Source organism: Nonomuraea sp. H19 (assembly GCF_052068215.1).
Taxonomy (GTDB): Bacteria; Actinomycetota; Actinomycetes; order Streptosporangiales; family Streptosporangiaceae; genus Nonomuraea.
Window position 1 is genome coordinate 67,834 of sequence record NZ_JBQHCV010000029.1, and the last position, 13,367, is coordinate 81,200.

At 70.8% G+C, this 13,367-nt stretch carries 13 protein-coding genes; 4 read left to right on the forward strand and 9 right to left on the reverse strand.

The features are described 5' to 3' along the window. Positions 1 to 47: 47 nt before the first annotated feature. Both ACTMTI_RS45285 and ACTMTI_RS45290 read right to left on the reverse strand, forming a co-directional pair. The gene (locus ACTMTI_RS45285; protein ID WP_441127033.1) at positions 48 to 1,007 is read right to left on the reverse strand and encodes an SDR family NAD(P)-dependent oxidoreductase; all 960 of its coding nucleotides are present in this window, start codon (positions 1,005 to 1,007) and stop codon (positions 48 to 50) included. A gap of 156 nt (positions 1,008 to 1,163) precedes the next feature. Then, a complete protein-coding gene (locus ACTMTI_RS45290) occupies positions 1,164 to 2,045 on the reverse strand; it encodes an LLM class F420-dependent oxidoreductase (protein WP_441127034.1) in 882 nt (293 codons plus the stop codon). Between the two features lie 33 nt (positions 2,046 to 2,078). Between ACTMTI_RS45290 and ACTMTI_RS45295 the strand changes: the two genes are divergently transcribed. Continuing rightward, the gene (locus ACTMTI_RS45295) at positions 2,079 to 2,453 is read left to right on the forward strand and encodes an ArsR/SmtB family transcription factor (RefSeq protein ID WP_441127035.1); all 375 of its coding nucleotides are present in this window, start codon (positions 2,079 to 2,081) and stop codon (positions 2,451 to 2,453) included. Beyond that, positions 2,437 to 2,895: an NUDIX hydrolase gene (locus tag ACTMTI_RS45300; protein ID WP_441127036.1), complete on the forward strand. Its 459-nt coding sequence runs from the start codon at positions 2,437 to 2,439 to the stop codon at positions 2,893 to 2,895. The genes ACTMTI_RS45295 and ACTMTI_RS45300 overlap by 17 nt, the downstream gene beginning before the upstream one ends. A 41-nt stretch (positions 2,896 to 2,936) precedes the next feature. On the opposite strand, the gene ACTMTI_RS45305 is transcribed toward ACTMTI_RS45300, so the two are convergent. Together ACTMTI_RS45305 and ACTMTI_RS45310 are read right to left on the reverse strand one after the other, a co-directional pair. Next, positions 2,937 to 3,707, reverse strand: coding sequence for a hypothetical protein (locus ACTMTI_RS45305; RefSeq protein ID WP_441127037.1), 771 nt, complete (start codon positions 3,705 to 3,707; stop codon positions 2,937 to 2,939). A gap of 16 nt (positions 3,708 to 3,723) precedes the next feature. Then, on the reverse strand, positions 3,724 to 4,341 hold the full coding sequence (locus tag ACTMTI_RS45310) for a TetR/AcrR family transcriptional regulator (protein WP_441127038.1): 618 nt from the start codon (positions 4,339 to 4,341) through the stop codon (positions 3,724 to 3,726). 86 nt (positions 4,342 to 4,427) lie between these two features. Here ACTMTI_RS45310 and ACTMTI_RS45315 point away from each other — a divergent pair, with 86 nt between their 5' ends. Next, complete coding sequence (locus ACTMTI_RS45315; protein ID WP_441127039.1) at positions 4,428 to 6,173, forward strand: NmrA family NAD(P)-binding protein; 1,746 nt, start codon at positions 4,428 to 4,430, stop codon at positions 6,171 to 6,173. A 60-nt stretch (positions 6,174 to 6,233) separates the two neighbouring features. On the opposite strand, the gene ACTMTI_RS45320 is transcribed toward ACTMTI_RS45315, so the two are convergent. From ACTMTI_RS45320 to ACTMTI_RS45340, 5 genes are all read right to left on the reverse strand, one after another. After that, a complete protein-coding gene (locus tag ACTMTI_RS45320; protein WP_441127040.1) occupies positions 6,234 to 6,686 on the reverse strand; it encodes a hypothetical protein in 453 nt (150 codons plus the stop codon). A 178-nt stretch (positions 6,687 to 6,864) separates the two neighbouring features. Next, a complete protein-coding gene (locus tag ACTMTI_RS45325; RefSeq protein WP_441127041.1) occupies positions 6,865 to 8,574 on the reverse strand; it encodes a tetratricopeptide repeat protein in 1,710 nt (569 codons plus the stop codon). A gap of 198 nt (positions 8,575 to 8,772) precedes the next feature. Beyond that, entirely contained in the window at positions 8,773 to 9,993 is a 1,221-nt protein-coding gene (locus ACTMTI_RS45330; RefSeq protein ID WP_441127042.1) for a DMT family transporter, read from the reverse strand. A gap of 360 nt (positions 9,994 to 10,353) precedes the next feature. Beyond that, positions 10,354 to 10,836 carry a GNAT family N-acetyltransferase gene (locus ACTMTI_RS45335; RefSeq protein ID WP_441127043.1) on the reverse strand — a complete coding sequence of 161 codons (483 nt, stop codon included), beginning with the start codon at positions 10,834 to 10,836 and terminating at the stop codon, positions 10,354 to 10,356. Then, positions 10,833 to 12,392 carry an XRE family transcriptional regulator gene (locus ACTMTI_RS45340; RefSeq protein ID WP_441127044.1) on the reverse strand — a complete coding sequence of 520 codons (1,560 nt, stop codon included), beginning with the start codon at positions 12,390 to 12,392 and terminating at the stop codon, positions 10,833 to 10,835. Before ACTMTI_RS45340 ends, ACTMTI_RS45335 begins: the two co-directional genes overlap by 4 nt. A 274-nt stretch (positions 12,393 to 12,666) precedes the next feature. Here ACTMTI_RS45340 and ACTMTI_RS45345 point away from each other — a divergent pair, with 274 nt between their 5' ends. After that, on the forward strand, positions 12,667 to 12,951 hold the full coding sequence (locus ACTMTI_RS45345) for a hypothetical protein (RefSeq protein ID WP_441127045.1): 285 nt from the start codon (positions 12,667 to 12,669) through the stop codon (positions 12,949 to 12,951). The last annotated feature ends 416 nt before the right edge of the window (positions 12,952 to 13,367 follow it).

The following is a 13,367-nucleotide window of genomic DNA, read 5'->3' on the forward strand; positions in this document are numbered from 1 at the left end:
GCGCGTGGGAGAGCCCCGCGAACGGGCCGGCTCGGCGGGCAGGGCGGTCACCGTACCGGGGCGAAGGCGTCGACACCGGTGAGGTCGGCGGACAGCCGCCACAGGCGCGCGGCCTGTTCCGGATCGATCGCATGGGCACGCACGCCCGCCCCCTCATCCGCGGCGAGCCCGGTGATGTCGCAATCCTCGCAATAGACGCCGCCCATGCCCGCCAGCTGCGGGGAAGTGGCCGCCCACACCTGGGTGGCCGCACCCTGCGCGGGAGTCTTGAAGGTGGGGTCCAGCGCGTTGCCCGCCTCGTCGATCCAACCCGCCGCGATCATCTCCTCCTTGGGGAGGTGCCGCTGCAGCGGCGTCAGGATCGCGCCTGGATGCAGCGAGAACGCACGCACCCCGGCGTCCTGGGCGAGCGCGTCGAGGTGCACGGCGAACAGGATGTTCGCGGTCTTCGCCTGTCCGTAGGCCAGCCACTTGTCGTAACCTCGCTCGAACTGGACGTCGTCCCACCGGATGCCGGAAATCCCGTGGCCTGCGGACGAAACAGTCACCACTCGGCCTCCGCCGCGAACGATGGCCGGCCAGAGGCGGTTGACGAGCGCGTAGTGGCCGAGGTGGTTGGTCGCGAACTGCGCCTCCCACCCGGGCCCGACCCTGGTCTCCGGGCAGGCCATGATGCCCGCGTTGGCGATGACGATCTCCACGCCGCGCCCGGTGGCGAGGAAGCGCTCCGCGAACCCGCGTACGCTCTCCAGATCGGCGAGGTCCAGCGCGTCCACCTCGACCCCGTCGATGCCCTCAACCGCCTCCCGGGCAGTGTCGGGACGGCGGGCCGGAACGACGACATGGGCGCCGGCACGGGCGAGCGCCCGCGTGGTCTCCAACCCGATGCCTGAGTAGCCGCCGGTGACGATCGCCAGCTTTCCCGACAGATCGATCCCTCTGAGCACGTCGTCCGCGGTGCTCCTGGCGCCGAACCCTGATCCGATCTTGTGCTGTGGCGTTGTCATGGACACAACGCTACGAATTGGAGCGCACTCCAGGTCAACCGCCGCGCCCCGCCCTCAGCCGGCATCGGCGACACGCCCATGACCGGCGGCCCGGCACGTGCGCGCCATCACCGCATGCGGCGTCACACGCGGGGACCCCGCCAACCCGTACGGAAACTACAGGTCGAGGGCCGGAGCGAGGTCGGCGAGTTGGGCGAGAACGTCGGTGAGGTCCGAGGTGTTCGGGGAGAGGGGCTGGATGGCGACGTGGTCGGCGCCGGCGTCGAGGTGGGCGCGGACGCGTTTGGCGATGGTGTCCGGGTCGCCCCAGGCCACGATGGCGTCCGTCAGGCGGTCGCTGCCCCCGTCGGCGAAGTCGGCGTCCGTGAAGCCCAGCGTGCGCAGGTTGTTGAGGTAGTTGGGCAGGGTCAGGTAGAAGGCCATGTGGGCGCGGGCGATCTCGCGGGCGCGGGCGGGGTCGGTCTCGATGACGACCGCCTGCTCGGGGATCAGCAGGCGGCCGGGGCCGAGGACCCGGCGGGCCTGCGCGGTGTGCTCCGGCGGGACGAAGTAGGTGTGGGCGCCGGATGTGCGCTCTCTTGAGAGCTCCAGCATCTTGGGGCGCAGCGCGGCCAGGAGCCGGGGGGCCTCGGCCTTGGGGAGGCTCCGCTCGGCCTCGTCCATGGCGTCGAGGTAGGCGCGCATCGTGGTCAGGGGCTTGGTGTAGTCGTGGCCGCGCCGGCCGACCAGAGGGCCGTGGCTGACTCCGATGCCCAGCAGGAAGCGGCCGGGGTAGCCGTCGGCCAGCGTGACGCCGGCCGCGGCCATGGCGGTGGCGTCGCGGCCCCAGAGGTTGGCGATGCCGGTGCCGACGGTGATGCGCTCGGTGGCCGCGAGCAGGATGGCGGCGACGGCGAACGCGTCCTTGCTGCCCACGCCCTCGTTGACCCAGATCGAGCCGTAGCCCAGCGCCTCGATCCTGGCCGCCGCCCGCCGCGCTTCCCCGGCAGGCGCCTTGCCGATCATGGAATGCCACACGCCGATGCGCCCGATGTCCACGACCACTCCTCTCGCGTAGGATGTTCGATCGAGATGGAACACTACATCGATGTTCGACCGCCGTCGAACAGGACGCGCTCGCTCACTCACGCCTCTCCGCTCGAGGTCTCGCTGCAGGCCGCCCTCGACGCGCTGGGCGACCCCGTACGCCGCCGCATCGTCCGCGAGCTGGCCGGCGGGCCCGACTGGACCCGCGCCTGCGGGACGTTCACCCACCTGCCGGTGGCCAAGTCCACGCTCAGCCACCACTTCGCGGTCCTGCGCAACGTGGGCCTGCTCGAGCAGCGCGACGAGGGCACCCGCAGGCTCAACCGGCTGCGGCGCGCGGAGTTCGACGATCGCTTCCCGGGGTTGCTGTCGCTGGTTCTCGACGAGGAACGGGACGTGCCGCATGACGGACGCCCCTGATGACCGCCCCGCCGCGCGCGTCGTCTGCCTGGACCGCGACGGCAGGGTGCTGCTGCTGCACTGGTACGACCGGGTCGCCCGCATGGACGTCTGGGAGCCGCCGGGCGGGGGGATCGACCCGGGTGAGACCCCTCTGGAGGCGGCCAGGCGGGAGCTGACCGAGGAGACGGGCCTGCCGGGCTCGGCGGTGCTGGATCGGTTCGTGGCGGTCGAGCGCGACTTCTCGTGGCTCGGGGTGCGTTACGTCAAGACCGAGCCCTTCTTCCTCGCCAGGTTCGACACCGTACGCCCCCACGTGGATCCGGGGGAGCTGACGGAGGAGGAGCACGCGGCCTACCTCGGCTACGCGTGGGCGGAGGAGCTGCCCGCGACGGTCGACCCCCCGGAGCTGGCGAAGATCGTCGAGCGCCTCACCGAAGAGTCAGGCGGCGGAGCTCACTGAAGGGCCCCCGCCGGAAGATCTGTGCGGGGCGGGCCGCGTGATCAGCCGCCCAGTTCGGCCAGCGTCGTCGCGAGCAGCCCGCGCAGCAGCGCCCCCGCCACCTTCTCGTGCACCGGCTCGACCGGCAGCCCCTTGTCCACCTCTTCCCGATAGATTTCGCGTTCGCGAACGTCGGTGTAGGGCAGCGCGGTCATGCCGACGAGCACCGTGACGCGGGTGCCGCCCCTCGGCAGGAGGGCCACGGCATGCGTACGCACGCAGGTCTCGTCGGGGGCGCCGTACCAGCCGCACTTGATCGCCGCCTCGGGAGACCCGATCGCCTCCCGCGCGCCGAACGTCTGCTCCGCGCCGACCTGGCGCATCCACTCCAGGATCGTCGCCGCCACCGGGTCGCCCGCCACGGCGGACTGGGCGAAGGCCGCGTAGGCGGTGGCGACCTCGTCGGCGGCGACCTCGACCGAGCCGAACCGCGACGGGTCGCCGTTCGGCGGCGACCAGGCCACGCCGGTGCGCTGCCTGATGTCGTCGAGGATGACGCCAGGGCCGACGGACAGCCAGAGGTTGAGCGTGTCAGTGTTGGACGAGACGACGACGGCGGGCTCGGCGTGGCGGCGCCATCGGTCGGCGTCACGGATGCGGTCCGCGCTCACCCACGCGTACAGCGGTTTGAGCAGCGACGCGCAGCGAAGCCGCGCCAGGCCGGATTTGACGCCCACCGTACGGGCGGGCGGCCCGCCGTAGCCGCGTTTGATGCCCGCTGCCTGGGCGGTTGCGCCATGGTCAAGGTCGTCGAGTAGCTCGTAGAACGCCACGCACCCCACCGTAGACCTATGGAGCCTGCCCCCAGCGCCCTTCGTACCACTCCGCGCTCGGCGGGTCGCCGGGCAGCTCGGTCACCCCCGGCGCGCGCAGGCCGTCGAGTGTGATGGCCAGCAGGCGCTCCTTGACGTGCGGCTGTTCGCCGTCCGGTGCCGGGCGGCTGAACTGCTCCATGAGCAGCGAGACGTCGAGCGTGGTCACGTCGCTCCTGAGCACGCCCGCCTCGCGCGCCCTGGTGATCAGCCGGTCGGCCAGCTCCGTGGCTCTGCGAGAGGTGCGCCACATCTCGTCGGTGACCTCGATGGCGCCCGCGACGGGGGCGAGGGCGCCGGACCGGAAGCCGACGCACGTGCGCACGTACAGCTCCAAACCCGCCCACGGGTCCGGCTCGGCCAGCCCCGCTTCGGCCGCCTCTGCCACCCGCTCCATGGCGATCAGGCACAGGCGCTGGAACAGCTCCTCCTTGGTGCGGTAGCGGCGGTAGAGGCTGCCCATGCCCACGCCGGCCTGCTTGGCGATGGCCGACACCGGCGCGTCGAACCCCTGCGTGGTGAACACCTTATGCGCCGCCTGCAACAGCCGCAGATCGTTGCGTGCCGCCTCGGCCTGCCTGCCGCGTGTGCCCATGCCGTACAGGATAGCCCGGTTGCGGAGCGATCCGCTCCGATATAGATTTCGGAGCGAACCGCTCCGAAAGAAATGTGGAGGTTGTCATGCGTGCTGTGGTCTTGAGGCGGTACGGCGGGCCAGAGTCGCTGGTCGCCGAGGAGGCGCCGGACCCCGTCGCCGGCCCTGGCCAGGTGCTGGTGGAGGTGTCCGTGGCGGGCGTCACGTTCGTGGAGACGCAGGTACGCGCGGACCGGGGGCCACGCCGGGCCGAGCTGCCCGCGATCCTGGGCAACGGGGTGGCGGGGACCGTGCTGGCCGTGGGCGAAGGCGTGGACGATGCGCTGATCGGCACGCGGGTGGTCAGCACGCTGGGCGGTTACGGGGGTTACGCGGAGCTGGCGGTGGCGAACGCCGGCGACCTCATCCCGGTGCCCGACGGCCTGTCGATGGAGAGCGCGGTGGCGTTGCTGGCCGACGGGCGCACCGCCGTGGGCCTGGCGCGCGCCGCCGCGCCGCGGCCGGGCGAGTGGGTGCTGGTCGAGGCGGCCGGCGGCGGTGTGGGCAGCCTGCTGGTGCAGCTCGCGCGGAGCGCCGGCGCGCGCGTGATCGGCGCGGCGAGCAGTGCGGCCAAGCGCGAGCTGGCCGCGAGCCTGGGCGCCGAGCTGACCGTCGACTACACCGAGCCGGGCTGGACCGACCTGGTACGCGCCGCGACGGGCGGCCTGGACGTGGTCTTCGACGGCGTCGGCGGCGAGATCGGCGTGGCCGCGCAGGGGCTGCTGAAGGACGGGGGCCGGTTGAGCGCGTACGGCATGGCGGGCGGCCCCATGACCACCCCGGACCCGCGCGTGACGGCGGTCGCCTGGCCGCAGGCCGACCTGCGCGAGCTGGCCATGGAGGCGCTGGCGGAGTCCGCGGCCGGGCGCCTGCGCCCACAGATCGGCGCCGTGCTCCCGCTGGAGTCGGCCGCGGAGGCGCACGCGGCGATCGAGGCGCGTACGGTCACCGGAAAGACCCTGCTCCTGCCCGGGCGGGCGCGGACGATCCTGGTCACCGGTGCGACCGGCAACCAGGGCGGCGCCGTGGCCCGCGAGCTGGCCGCCCGCGGCTGGTCCGTGCGCGCTCTGGTGCGGGACCCGGACTCCGCGGCCGCCCGCGCCCTGACCGGCGTCTCGCTGGTGCAGGGGGACCTGGACGACCCGGCCTCCGTACGCGCCGCCATGACGGGCGTGCACGGCGTCTTCAGCGTGCAGGCGCTCGGGTGGACGGCGGAGGAGCTGGCACAGGAGGTGCGCCGGGGCACCACGATCGCCGACCTGGCCAGGGAGCTGAAGGTGGCGCACCTGGTCTACAGCTCGGTGGGCGGCGCCGAACGCGACACCGGGATCGATCACTTCACCGGCAAGTGGGCCATCGAGCAGCACATCGCGGCCTCGGGCGTGCCCGCCACGATCCTGCGGCCGACGTTCTTCATGACCAACCTGCTCTTCTACGCCGACGCCCCGGACGGGGAGCGGGTCATCAAGCTGCCGTTCCTTCCGGAGCAGCGCATGCAGCTGATCGCCCCTGAGGACATCGCCCACTTCGCTGCCGAGGCGTTCGACCGTCCTCAGGAGTACACCGGCAGGCAACTCGAGATCGCCGGTGAGGCGCTCACCGGTGCCGAGATCGCCGAGGTGTACGAGCGCGTCACCGGCGTGCCCACCCGTTTCGAGCCGCAGCCGACGGGCGGGGAGCGGATGTACGAGTGGTTCCGGGAGAGCGGCTACCAGGCCGACCTGGACGCCCTGCGTAAGGAGCACCCGGGCCTCACGACGTTCGAGACCTTCCTCCGGGGCCGCCTGGCTTAGGGGCGCCTCGAAGCGGGGGCGCGGCTCCGACAGGCGTTGACCGGGCTCGCCGGCGCCCGCTCAGATTCCGAATCGGGCCCAGGAGACGGCCAGCGCGGCGGGCACCAGTGCGACCAGCACCAGCGCGGTCGCCACCTTCCAGCGCCTGGCCACCCCGGTCTGCGTCACGAACGCCGCCACGGCCCCCGCTCCCGCGAACGCCACCCCCGCCGTCGCCGCGTGCGCGAACTGCGACGTCCACGACGGCAACGCCTCCCCCACGGCCCTGAACACCACGAGCGTCCCGGCCGCCGCCAGCGCCACCCGCCGGCCGGGCCGTACGTCCACCCGCTCCAGCACGCGCACGGACCCGGCGAACAACGCCAGTGTGATCACTGCCACGACCCCGATGGCCGGGACCAGGCAGCCCCAGTCCTCGCAGCCGACGCCCGCCCACGCCAGGCGCACGGTGGCCCACCACAGCACGCCCAGGACCGCGCACACCACGGCCGCCCGCCCCATTCGCCCCGTCATGGCATCTATGCTCCCACCAGGCGAGCCACCCCCTGGAGCACCGACTCCACGACCGGCTCTCCGGCAATCAGCCGTGCCACCACCGACCGGCTCCTCGGCGATCAGCCGCATCCCACCACCGACCGGCCGTCTCGCCCGGCGGTTGCCGCTGCGCATCCCCCACGCGCGGCGCGGCGCGTCACGAGAGCCCGTCGGCCCGGCGTTCATCCTCGCCGGCCTCTGCCACGCGGCCAAGGGCGCGCAGGGCGACGGCGCGGTTGGCGTACAGGTCGGCCTGGGGCTGGAGCTGGATGGCCTGGCTGAGGTCCTCGACCGCCCCCTCCGGTTCCCCCGCCACGTACCGCAGCACCCCCCGGTTCCCCCAGGCCACCGCGAGCTCCGGCGCGGACTCCACGGCCTGGTCCAGCGCCGCCCTGGCCGCGGCCAGCCGGCCGGCCGCGGTCTCCAGCTGGCCCAGCACCGTGAGCAGATGCGGGTTGCCGGGAGCCAGGGAGAGCCCGGCCGTGACGTCGGCCATGGCCTCCTCGTCCCGCCCCTCGGCGGCCAGCAGCCCGGCGCGGTTGATGTAGGCGTCCAGCCAGCCGGGGTCGAGCTCGATCACCCGGCCCAGGTCGGCGAGCGCGCTGTCGGTGTGCCCCCACACGGTCCGCACCTCCGCCCGGTTGTAGTACGCCTCGGGCAGCGGCGGCCCGGCCCGCATCGCCTGCTCGTAGTCGGCCAGCGCCTCCTCGTGCTGCCCGAGCCTGAACAGCAGGTTCCCGCGCTCCAGGTAGTAGTCGGGGAAGCCGGGGTCCAGGGAGATCGCGGCCGCGTAGTCCTCCAGTGCCTCCTTGGTGCGCCCGAGCGCGGCCAGCAGCTGGGCCCGGTTGGCGAGCAGCACCATCCGGTGCACCGGATGCCGCTCCCCCAGCTCGCGCGCCAGCTCAATGGCCGACTCGACCAGCGACAACGCGGCCCCGATCCGGCCGTGCCGCAGCTCGATCAGCGCCAGCCCGTTGCGGTCGAAACCGAGCTTGAAGGCTCGCTCGACGGGGTCGGGCAGCAGGCTGGAGATGGCGATCGCCTGGTTGATCCATCTCCTGGCCCTGGCCAGATCGCGCTGCTCGGGGTCGGGATTGCGGGCGTCGAGCATGGCGGTGCCGTACGCGCTGGCGGCGTGCATCTTCGGATCCTGGCTGGCCGCCCGTACGCGATCCCAGACCGCGCGCGCCTCCGCGGTGCGTCCCAGCCCGCCGAGCGCGGTCGCGGTGCGCTGGGCGAAGCGCCACCACCGCTCGCCGCCCGGCTCGGTATGGGACATGCCGCGTTCGCCGAGCTCGACGACGGCGTGCAGGAAGCCCTCTCGCATAGAGCGGTCCACCAGGGCCCACAGCTCGTCCGCGCCACGCGTGTCGGGGGCGGGCTCGGGGCCGCCGGAGTACAGCATGATCCTGAGCGTGACGGGCGGGATGCGCCGCATCATGACGTCGAGCAGTTCGACGTCCGTCGGGTCGGCCTCGGCGCCGTTGCACACGGCCAGTGCCCACCCCGGGCGTACGGTGTCGCGGACGAACTCCGCGATCCCGTTGGCCAGCCGCAGCGTACGGCGGGGCGCGGGCACGAGGATGCGTTCGTCATCGGACAGGCTCGCGTCGATCGTGACGCGCCTGGCCTGGACGAGACCGGCCAGTTCGGGCGCCGCCGCGAGGATCTCGATGTCGTGCGCCGCCACCAGCTCTCCCGACCTCTTCAGAGCGGGTGGCACCAGGTGCCGCAGCAGGGCGGCGGCGACGGTGTACGGGCCGCGCGGCCGCCGATGACCGTCGATCAACGGCAGCAGCAGCCGCGCGGCCCCCCATCGGGAGGGTGGTTCGCCCTGGACTCTGAGGTGGGACCTTGCCTCAGTCACCCCTTGTGAATGACGCTGGAGGTCCCGGCCAGCCTCGCGGTGCCTGGCTTGCGGACAATGATGCGTTTCATGACGCTGCCTCTCCACTTGGGGTTAATCGCCCATCATTAGGGCACCCCTACGATTATCAAGAGTTGCGGCGAATAAGCGGGAGGCCAATGGATAAGAAGTAGTTGCCTTTTGACTGGATTTTCTAACCTATTTGGAGCGGAACCATCGGGGCAAACCTCTCCTGCGCGCTTGATCGGATTCCTCCATCAAGTCGCACAGGCAGCGGCCGAGCAGCGTGACCGACTGACAGCAGCCGGGTCCCGGCAGGTTCCTGGCGCGGACGATGATGGTGGCCCGCTCGATCAGCCGCTGCAGACTGGGTTCCCCGCCGCCTTTGAGTGAACGGGTGTTCCAGGGACACGAATCGAGGTTCGAGCAGGCGGTCTTGGCGATGTACGGCATGGGGCCGCGGTCGAGCCGCAGCGGGTCCTCTCGCTTGATCTTCCGGTTGGCCAGCGCCTTCGTGGCCGTGCGGGAGACGGCGAGAAGATCGTGGTTCTTGATCTTGCGTTCCTTTCTCAAGGCCGCGGACCTGGCAGGCAGGGCCAGCAGCATCGCGCCCGCCATCAGGCCGCCGCCCACGATCATGCTCCAGCCCACCTGCTCGTCGAACCAGATCACCGCGATCACGGCCACCCAGACCGGCTGCGACGACATCAGGATCGCGCTCGGCACGGCGGGCACGTGCGCCTGACCGTACGAGCGGGCCAGGAACCCCAGCGCGCACGACACCACGGACAGATGTGCCAGCAGCAGCCAGTCGGACGCGCCGACCGGCACGGTGATCCCGTCGCGCACCCCGACGGCCCCGGTCATGAGCCCGATGGCCAAGAGCTGGATCACGGTCAGCGCGTACGGGCGGAACGCCCCGCGCTTGGACAGCTGGCCGAGCATGAGCGTGTGGCCGGCGTAGAGAGCGGCCGCGCACAGCGTGACCATGAGCGCGACCACCGACAGCTCGTGCTCTTCCACCCCGCGCATCAGCGTGAACGCCGTCATGCCGGCCAGCGCGAGGACGACGCCGGCCCAGACCCTGCGGGGCACCTTGGCCTTGAACAGCAGGAGCGCCAGGATCGGCGTGATCACCACGCTGCAACCGACGGCGAACCCCGACACGGCCGAGGGCAGGCTGTCCAGCGCGATGGCCTGCGCCGTCTGACCGACCCCGAACATGACCCCGAGAATGACCCCGTTGATCCACGCCCCCCGGGAAAGTCCCCGCAGGCAGCCGGGCTTGAAGAGGAAGAGCGTCAGCGCGGCGATCAGATAGCGCTCGGCCAGCAGATCCTCAACCGGTAACCGATGAATGAGATCCTTCATCAGCGGGAACGCCGACCCCCAAGCGGCGCTGACGAACAACAGAAGCACGGCTCCCGGGAGGGGTCGGGGAGCGGGCACGACTGCCATGCCAAAAGCATCTCACTACTATTTGCAGCCGTAGATGTACAGGCAGCAGCCGGTGAGGTTCCTCTACCACTCGGAGTTAAGACCCTCACCCGTGGGTTCGTACATCCATACCGTGAGGCAGAGAACCGGCTATTTCCTACATATCCCGCCGTAGGGAATTAGTGCTTTCTGCCGGGACAAAGTGCGGGAGGAATGTCACTCACCGTGACGGCGGAGATCGGCGAGGATCGGCGGCGAGGTCACGCCGGAGGAGAGCCGGGAGAGGTCATCGGGGAAAGACGAGGAGGCGGCCCTGGAGGGGGACCGAGGGGCCGGGCGAACTCAGCGGACGGCGGGCGGCAGCAGGCGTTTCTCACCGTAGACGACGGTCAGGTCGCCTACCTGCTGCCGGGCGAGCTCACGCCAGCCCTGGCGCGCGTACAACGCGAGCGCGGCCTCCTGGTTGAGCGTCGTGTCACCTCTGACGCTGTGGAACCCGAGTTCCACCGCGCGCCGCTCGAGCGCGATGAGCATGGCCGCGCCGAAGCCACGCCGCTGGAACCCGGGATGGACGCGCAGCCGGCAGATCTCGGCCGTCCCGGTGTCGACGGGTTTCAGCCCGCCCATCGCGACGACCCGGGAGGCGACCTCACCGACGAGGAAATCGCCACCGCAGCCCAGATAGACCTCCTGGATACGCGGGAAGTCGTCGTCGTAGTAGACGCCGTCTCCGGGGACCAGACCCACCTCGGCGAGGCAGATCCTATGCAGGGTGAAGATGGTGTCGAGATCGGACCATCGATAGCGCCTGATCGTCAACTTCATGCACCGCCCCCTTTCGGTTGTGGCTGCCGCTGCCGATACAGCACGGCCTGATATTCCTTGAGCTTCGGATGGTCGGCGTCGCGCGCCATGATCGCCTGCTCCAGCTGGAGAGCGGGACGCAGGATGAGATCGGTGAGATATTCGTCGCCGACCAGTTGCAGGGCTTTCGTCCCGATGGTGAGCGCTTCGTCGAGCTCGCCGTCGATCAGCTTGCACTGGGCCTGGTCGAGCCTGATCAGCGTCTGGTCGAGGATGTGGTCCTCGTACTTCTCCAGCGCCTGGTCGAGCACCACCTCGGCCTCGATCGTCTGGCCGAGCTTGGTGAGCACGTCGCCCTGGTAGAAGTAGAGCTGCTTCTCGGTGTAGCCGAAGGCCATGTCCTCCTGATCCTCGATCCTCATGTGGGAGAAGGCGTTCCGCGCCCGGGCCAGCGCACGCTTGGCCTGGTCGACGACCTCCTTCTTGCTGTCGCCCCCCGCCAGCATGGCCAGCGCCCGCGCCTCGACGACCGGCGCCATGGCCTGGGCGGGGCACGGCGTCGCGCCGGCCAGGTCGCGGCTCTTCTTGGCCAGCTGCAGCGCCTCGCGGGCGTCGCCGAAATAGAGGGGGACGAGGGACTCGCGAGCGGTGACCCACGCGCGCAGCGCACGGTCGCCGGTCTCGTCGGCCGCGGTGCGCCCGGTGCGGAAGAACGAGCGCGCCAGCCGGTGGTCGCCGAGGTTGATCAGGATCATCCCGCTCAGCCCGGAAAGCTGGGCCGCCATCCGGAGCAGGCGGTCCTGCAGATCGATCGGCTGCCGGCGGGACATCGCGATGCGGACGGCGCTCATTTCGAGCAGCACGTCGCACAGCAGCCTGAGCGGGGCCGTCGTCGTGTATTGACGGCCGAAACTGATCGTGGCCTCCTCCCACTGGTCGAGCATCGCGGCCGACACGGTGCCCGACACGAGCGTCTCGTCCATCCGGCGCCTGATGCCCTCGCACGCGCCGAGCACGGGACCGTCGAGCTCGACAGTGCGGGCGGTCTCGGGGTTGAGCAGCGTTAACAGCGTGCGCCTGAGGATGTTCTCGTCCTCTTCGGTCACGGGCTCCGGCGCGGGCGGCGGCTGGAGCACCATGTCGCGCTCCTTCGTCGACAACATCGGCTCGCGCTCTGGCAACTCCACGGCCAGCACCGGCATCCGGTGGCCGTGACCGCAGATGCACGGCCCGTCGAAGCCCAGTGCGGCCGGCTCGACCCGGTAGACGGTGCACAGGTAGTGGAGGTATTCGGGCCCGGGGCGTTTAAGCCCGCTCTCGTAGGCGGACAGCAGCGTCTCGCCGATGCCCGGCATCGGCTTCTGGTCGCGCTCGAACAGGGCTCTGACCTGTTCGATGACGTCGGCCAGCGCGATCCCGTGGGCCAGGCGGTGCGCCTTGATGCGGGTCGTGCCGAACTGGGTCGTGCAAGCCTCGTGGATCTCGTCGGCTATCTGGGCCGAGGTTCGCCCGGCGGCCAGGCCCTTGGCCCGGGTCCGTCGCGCGATCTCCGTCTCCCTGTGTTGCCTGCCGGACATCCCGGCCCCTCTCACCATGTCTTGACCGGTCCACAACTGGTGACTGAGCGTAGTCGCAGAATCGCTGTGCGCCTACCCATGACTATGAACTAACGGCGGCGAGTTTGGAAACGTCCTTCCCAAGACTACGGTTAAGGATCGTCCTCCCAAGGACTGTTTCTTACATCCCACGAGGGAGAAGCAACTCCCCGTGAGCGTGGGGCCCGCATTGCGCCAGCCGTTGCCATGCGTCATCTTTGGCCCACCAGCAGCGATCGGCGAGGGAGGACGAACGGTGGGGGACGACAACTTCGAACGGCTAGAGCGGCTGGTGTCCGAGTTGGGCACTCACGGGTTGCTCGCACGAGTGGTCCAGACCCAGAGCGGACGCGGGTTCGTACGGGTCATCAACCCGAACGCGACGAGCCTGTCCGAGAACGTCACCTGTCGGCCGACAGCCGTGTCGGACATCCCGGACTGGTGGTACTGCTGGTCCTGGGGAGAACGGATGCACACGGCCGACGACCCGGCCGGTGCGGCGACGAAAGTCGCCCGCGTGCTAGCCGCAGTGGGAGAGTGACGACGCGGTGATCCGGGTGGAGCGCAGCCACCGCGGCTCACCGCACCCACGGCGGCCACACGGAGCCGGCGGGGTGACCGGTGCGGAGGGTCTCTTGTTTGCCGGGACCCTGGTCACTCCGCCGGTTCCGCCCACAGACACGCTGTCGGCGTACGGCTCCCCCCGTACGCGCACAAGCCGCCCGTCCGGTCCGCCGGGCGGGTGCTCGGGGGATCCCTCCCGGAACCGGCGCAGGACATGCTTCCGGGTGTGTGTCCTGCTCCGAGCCGTCCGTCATCGGAGCGCCTGCTCTCTCCCTCCGCGGCCTAGAGAGCCGGCGACCCCGTCTTCCCCGGCGTGATGTGACGGCGGGCGGTTCGGTCAGCGGTATTTTGGATCGCGTCGAAACGGTCCAAGCAAAGCCGACCGAACCGCTT

Bases quoted from the DNA above. Each gene is read 5' to 3' on its own strand.
- ACTMTI_RS45295 (WP_441127035.1), top strand. From the start codon at position 2,079: ATGGAACACTACATCGATGTTCGACCGCCGTCGAACAGGACGCGCTCG.
- ACTMTI_RS45320 (WP_441127040.1), bottom strand. From the start codon at position 6,686: ATGACGGGGCGAATGGGGCGGGCGGCCGTGGTGTGCGCGGTCCTGGGC.
- ACTMTI_RS45340 (WP_441127044.1), bottom strand. From the start codon at position 12,392: ATGTCCGGCAGGCAACACAGGGAGACGGAGATCGCGCGACGGACCCGG.
- ACTMTI_RS45285 (WP_441127033.1), bottom strand. From the start codon at position 1,007: ATGACAACGCCACAGCACAAGATCGGATCAGGGTTCGGCGCCAGGAGC.
- ACTMTI_RS45310 (WP_441127038.1), bottom strand. From the start codon at position 4,341: ATGGGCACACGCGGCAGGCAGGCCGAGGCGGCACGCAACGATCTGCGG.
- ACTMTI_RS45335 (WP_441127043.1), bottom strand. From the start codon at position 10,836: ATGAAGTTGACGATCAGGCGCTATCGATGGTCCGATCTCGACACCATC.
- ACTMTI_RS45315 (WP_441127039.1), top strand. From the start codon at position 4,428: ATGCGTGCTGTGGTCTTGAGGCGGTACGGCGGGCCAGAGTCGCTGGTC.
- ACTMTI_RS45300 (WP_441127036.1), top strand. From the start codon at position 2,437: ATGACGGACGCCCCTGATGACCGCCCCGCCGCGCGCGTCGTCTGCCTG.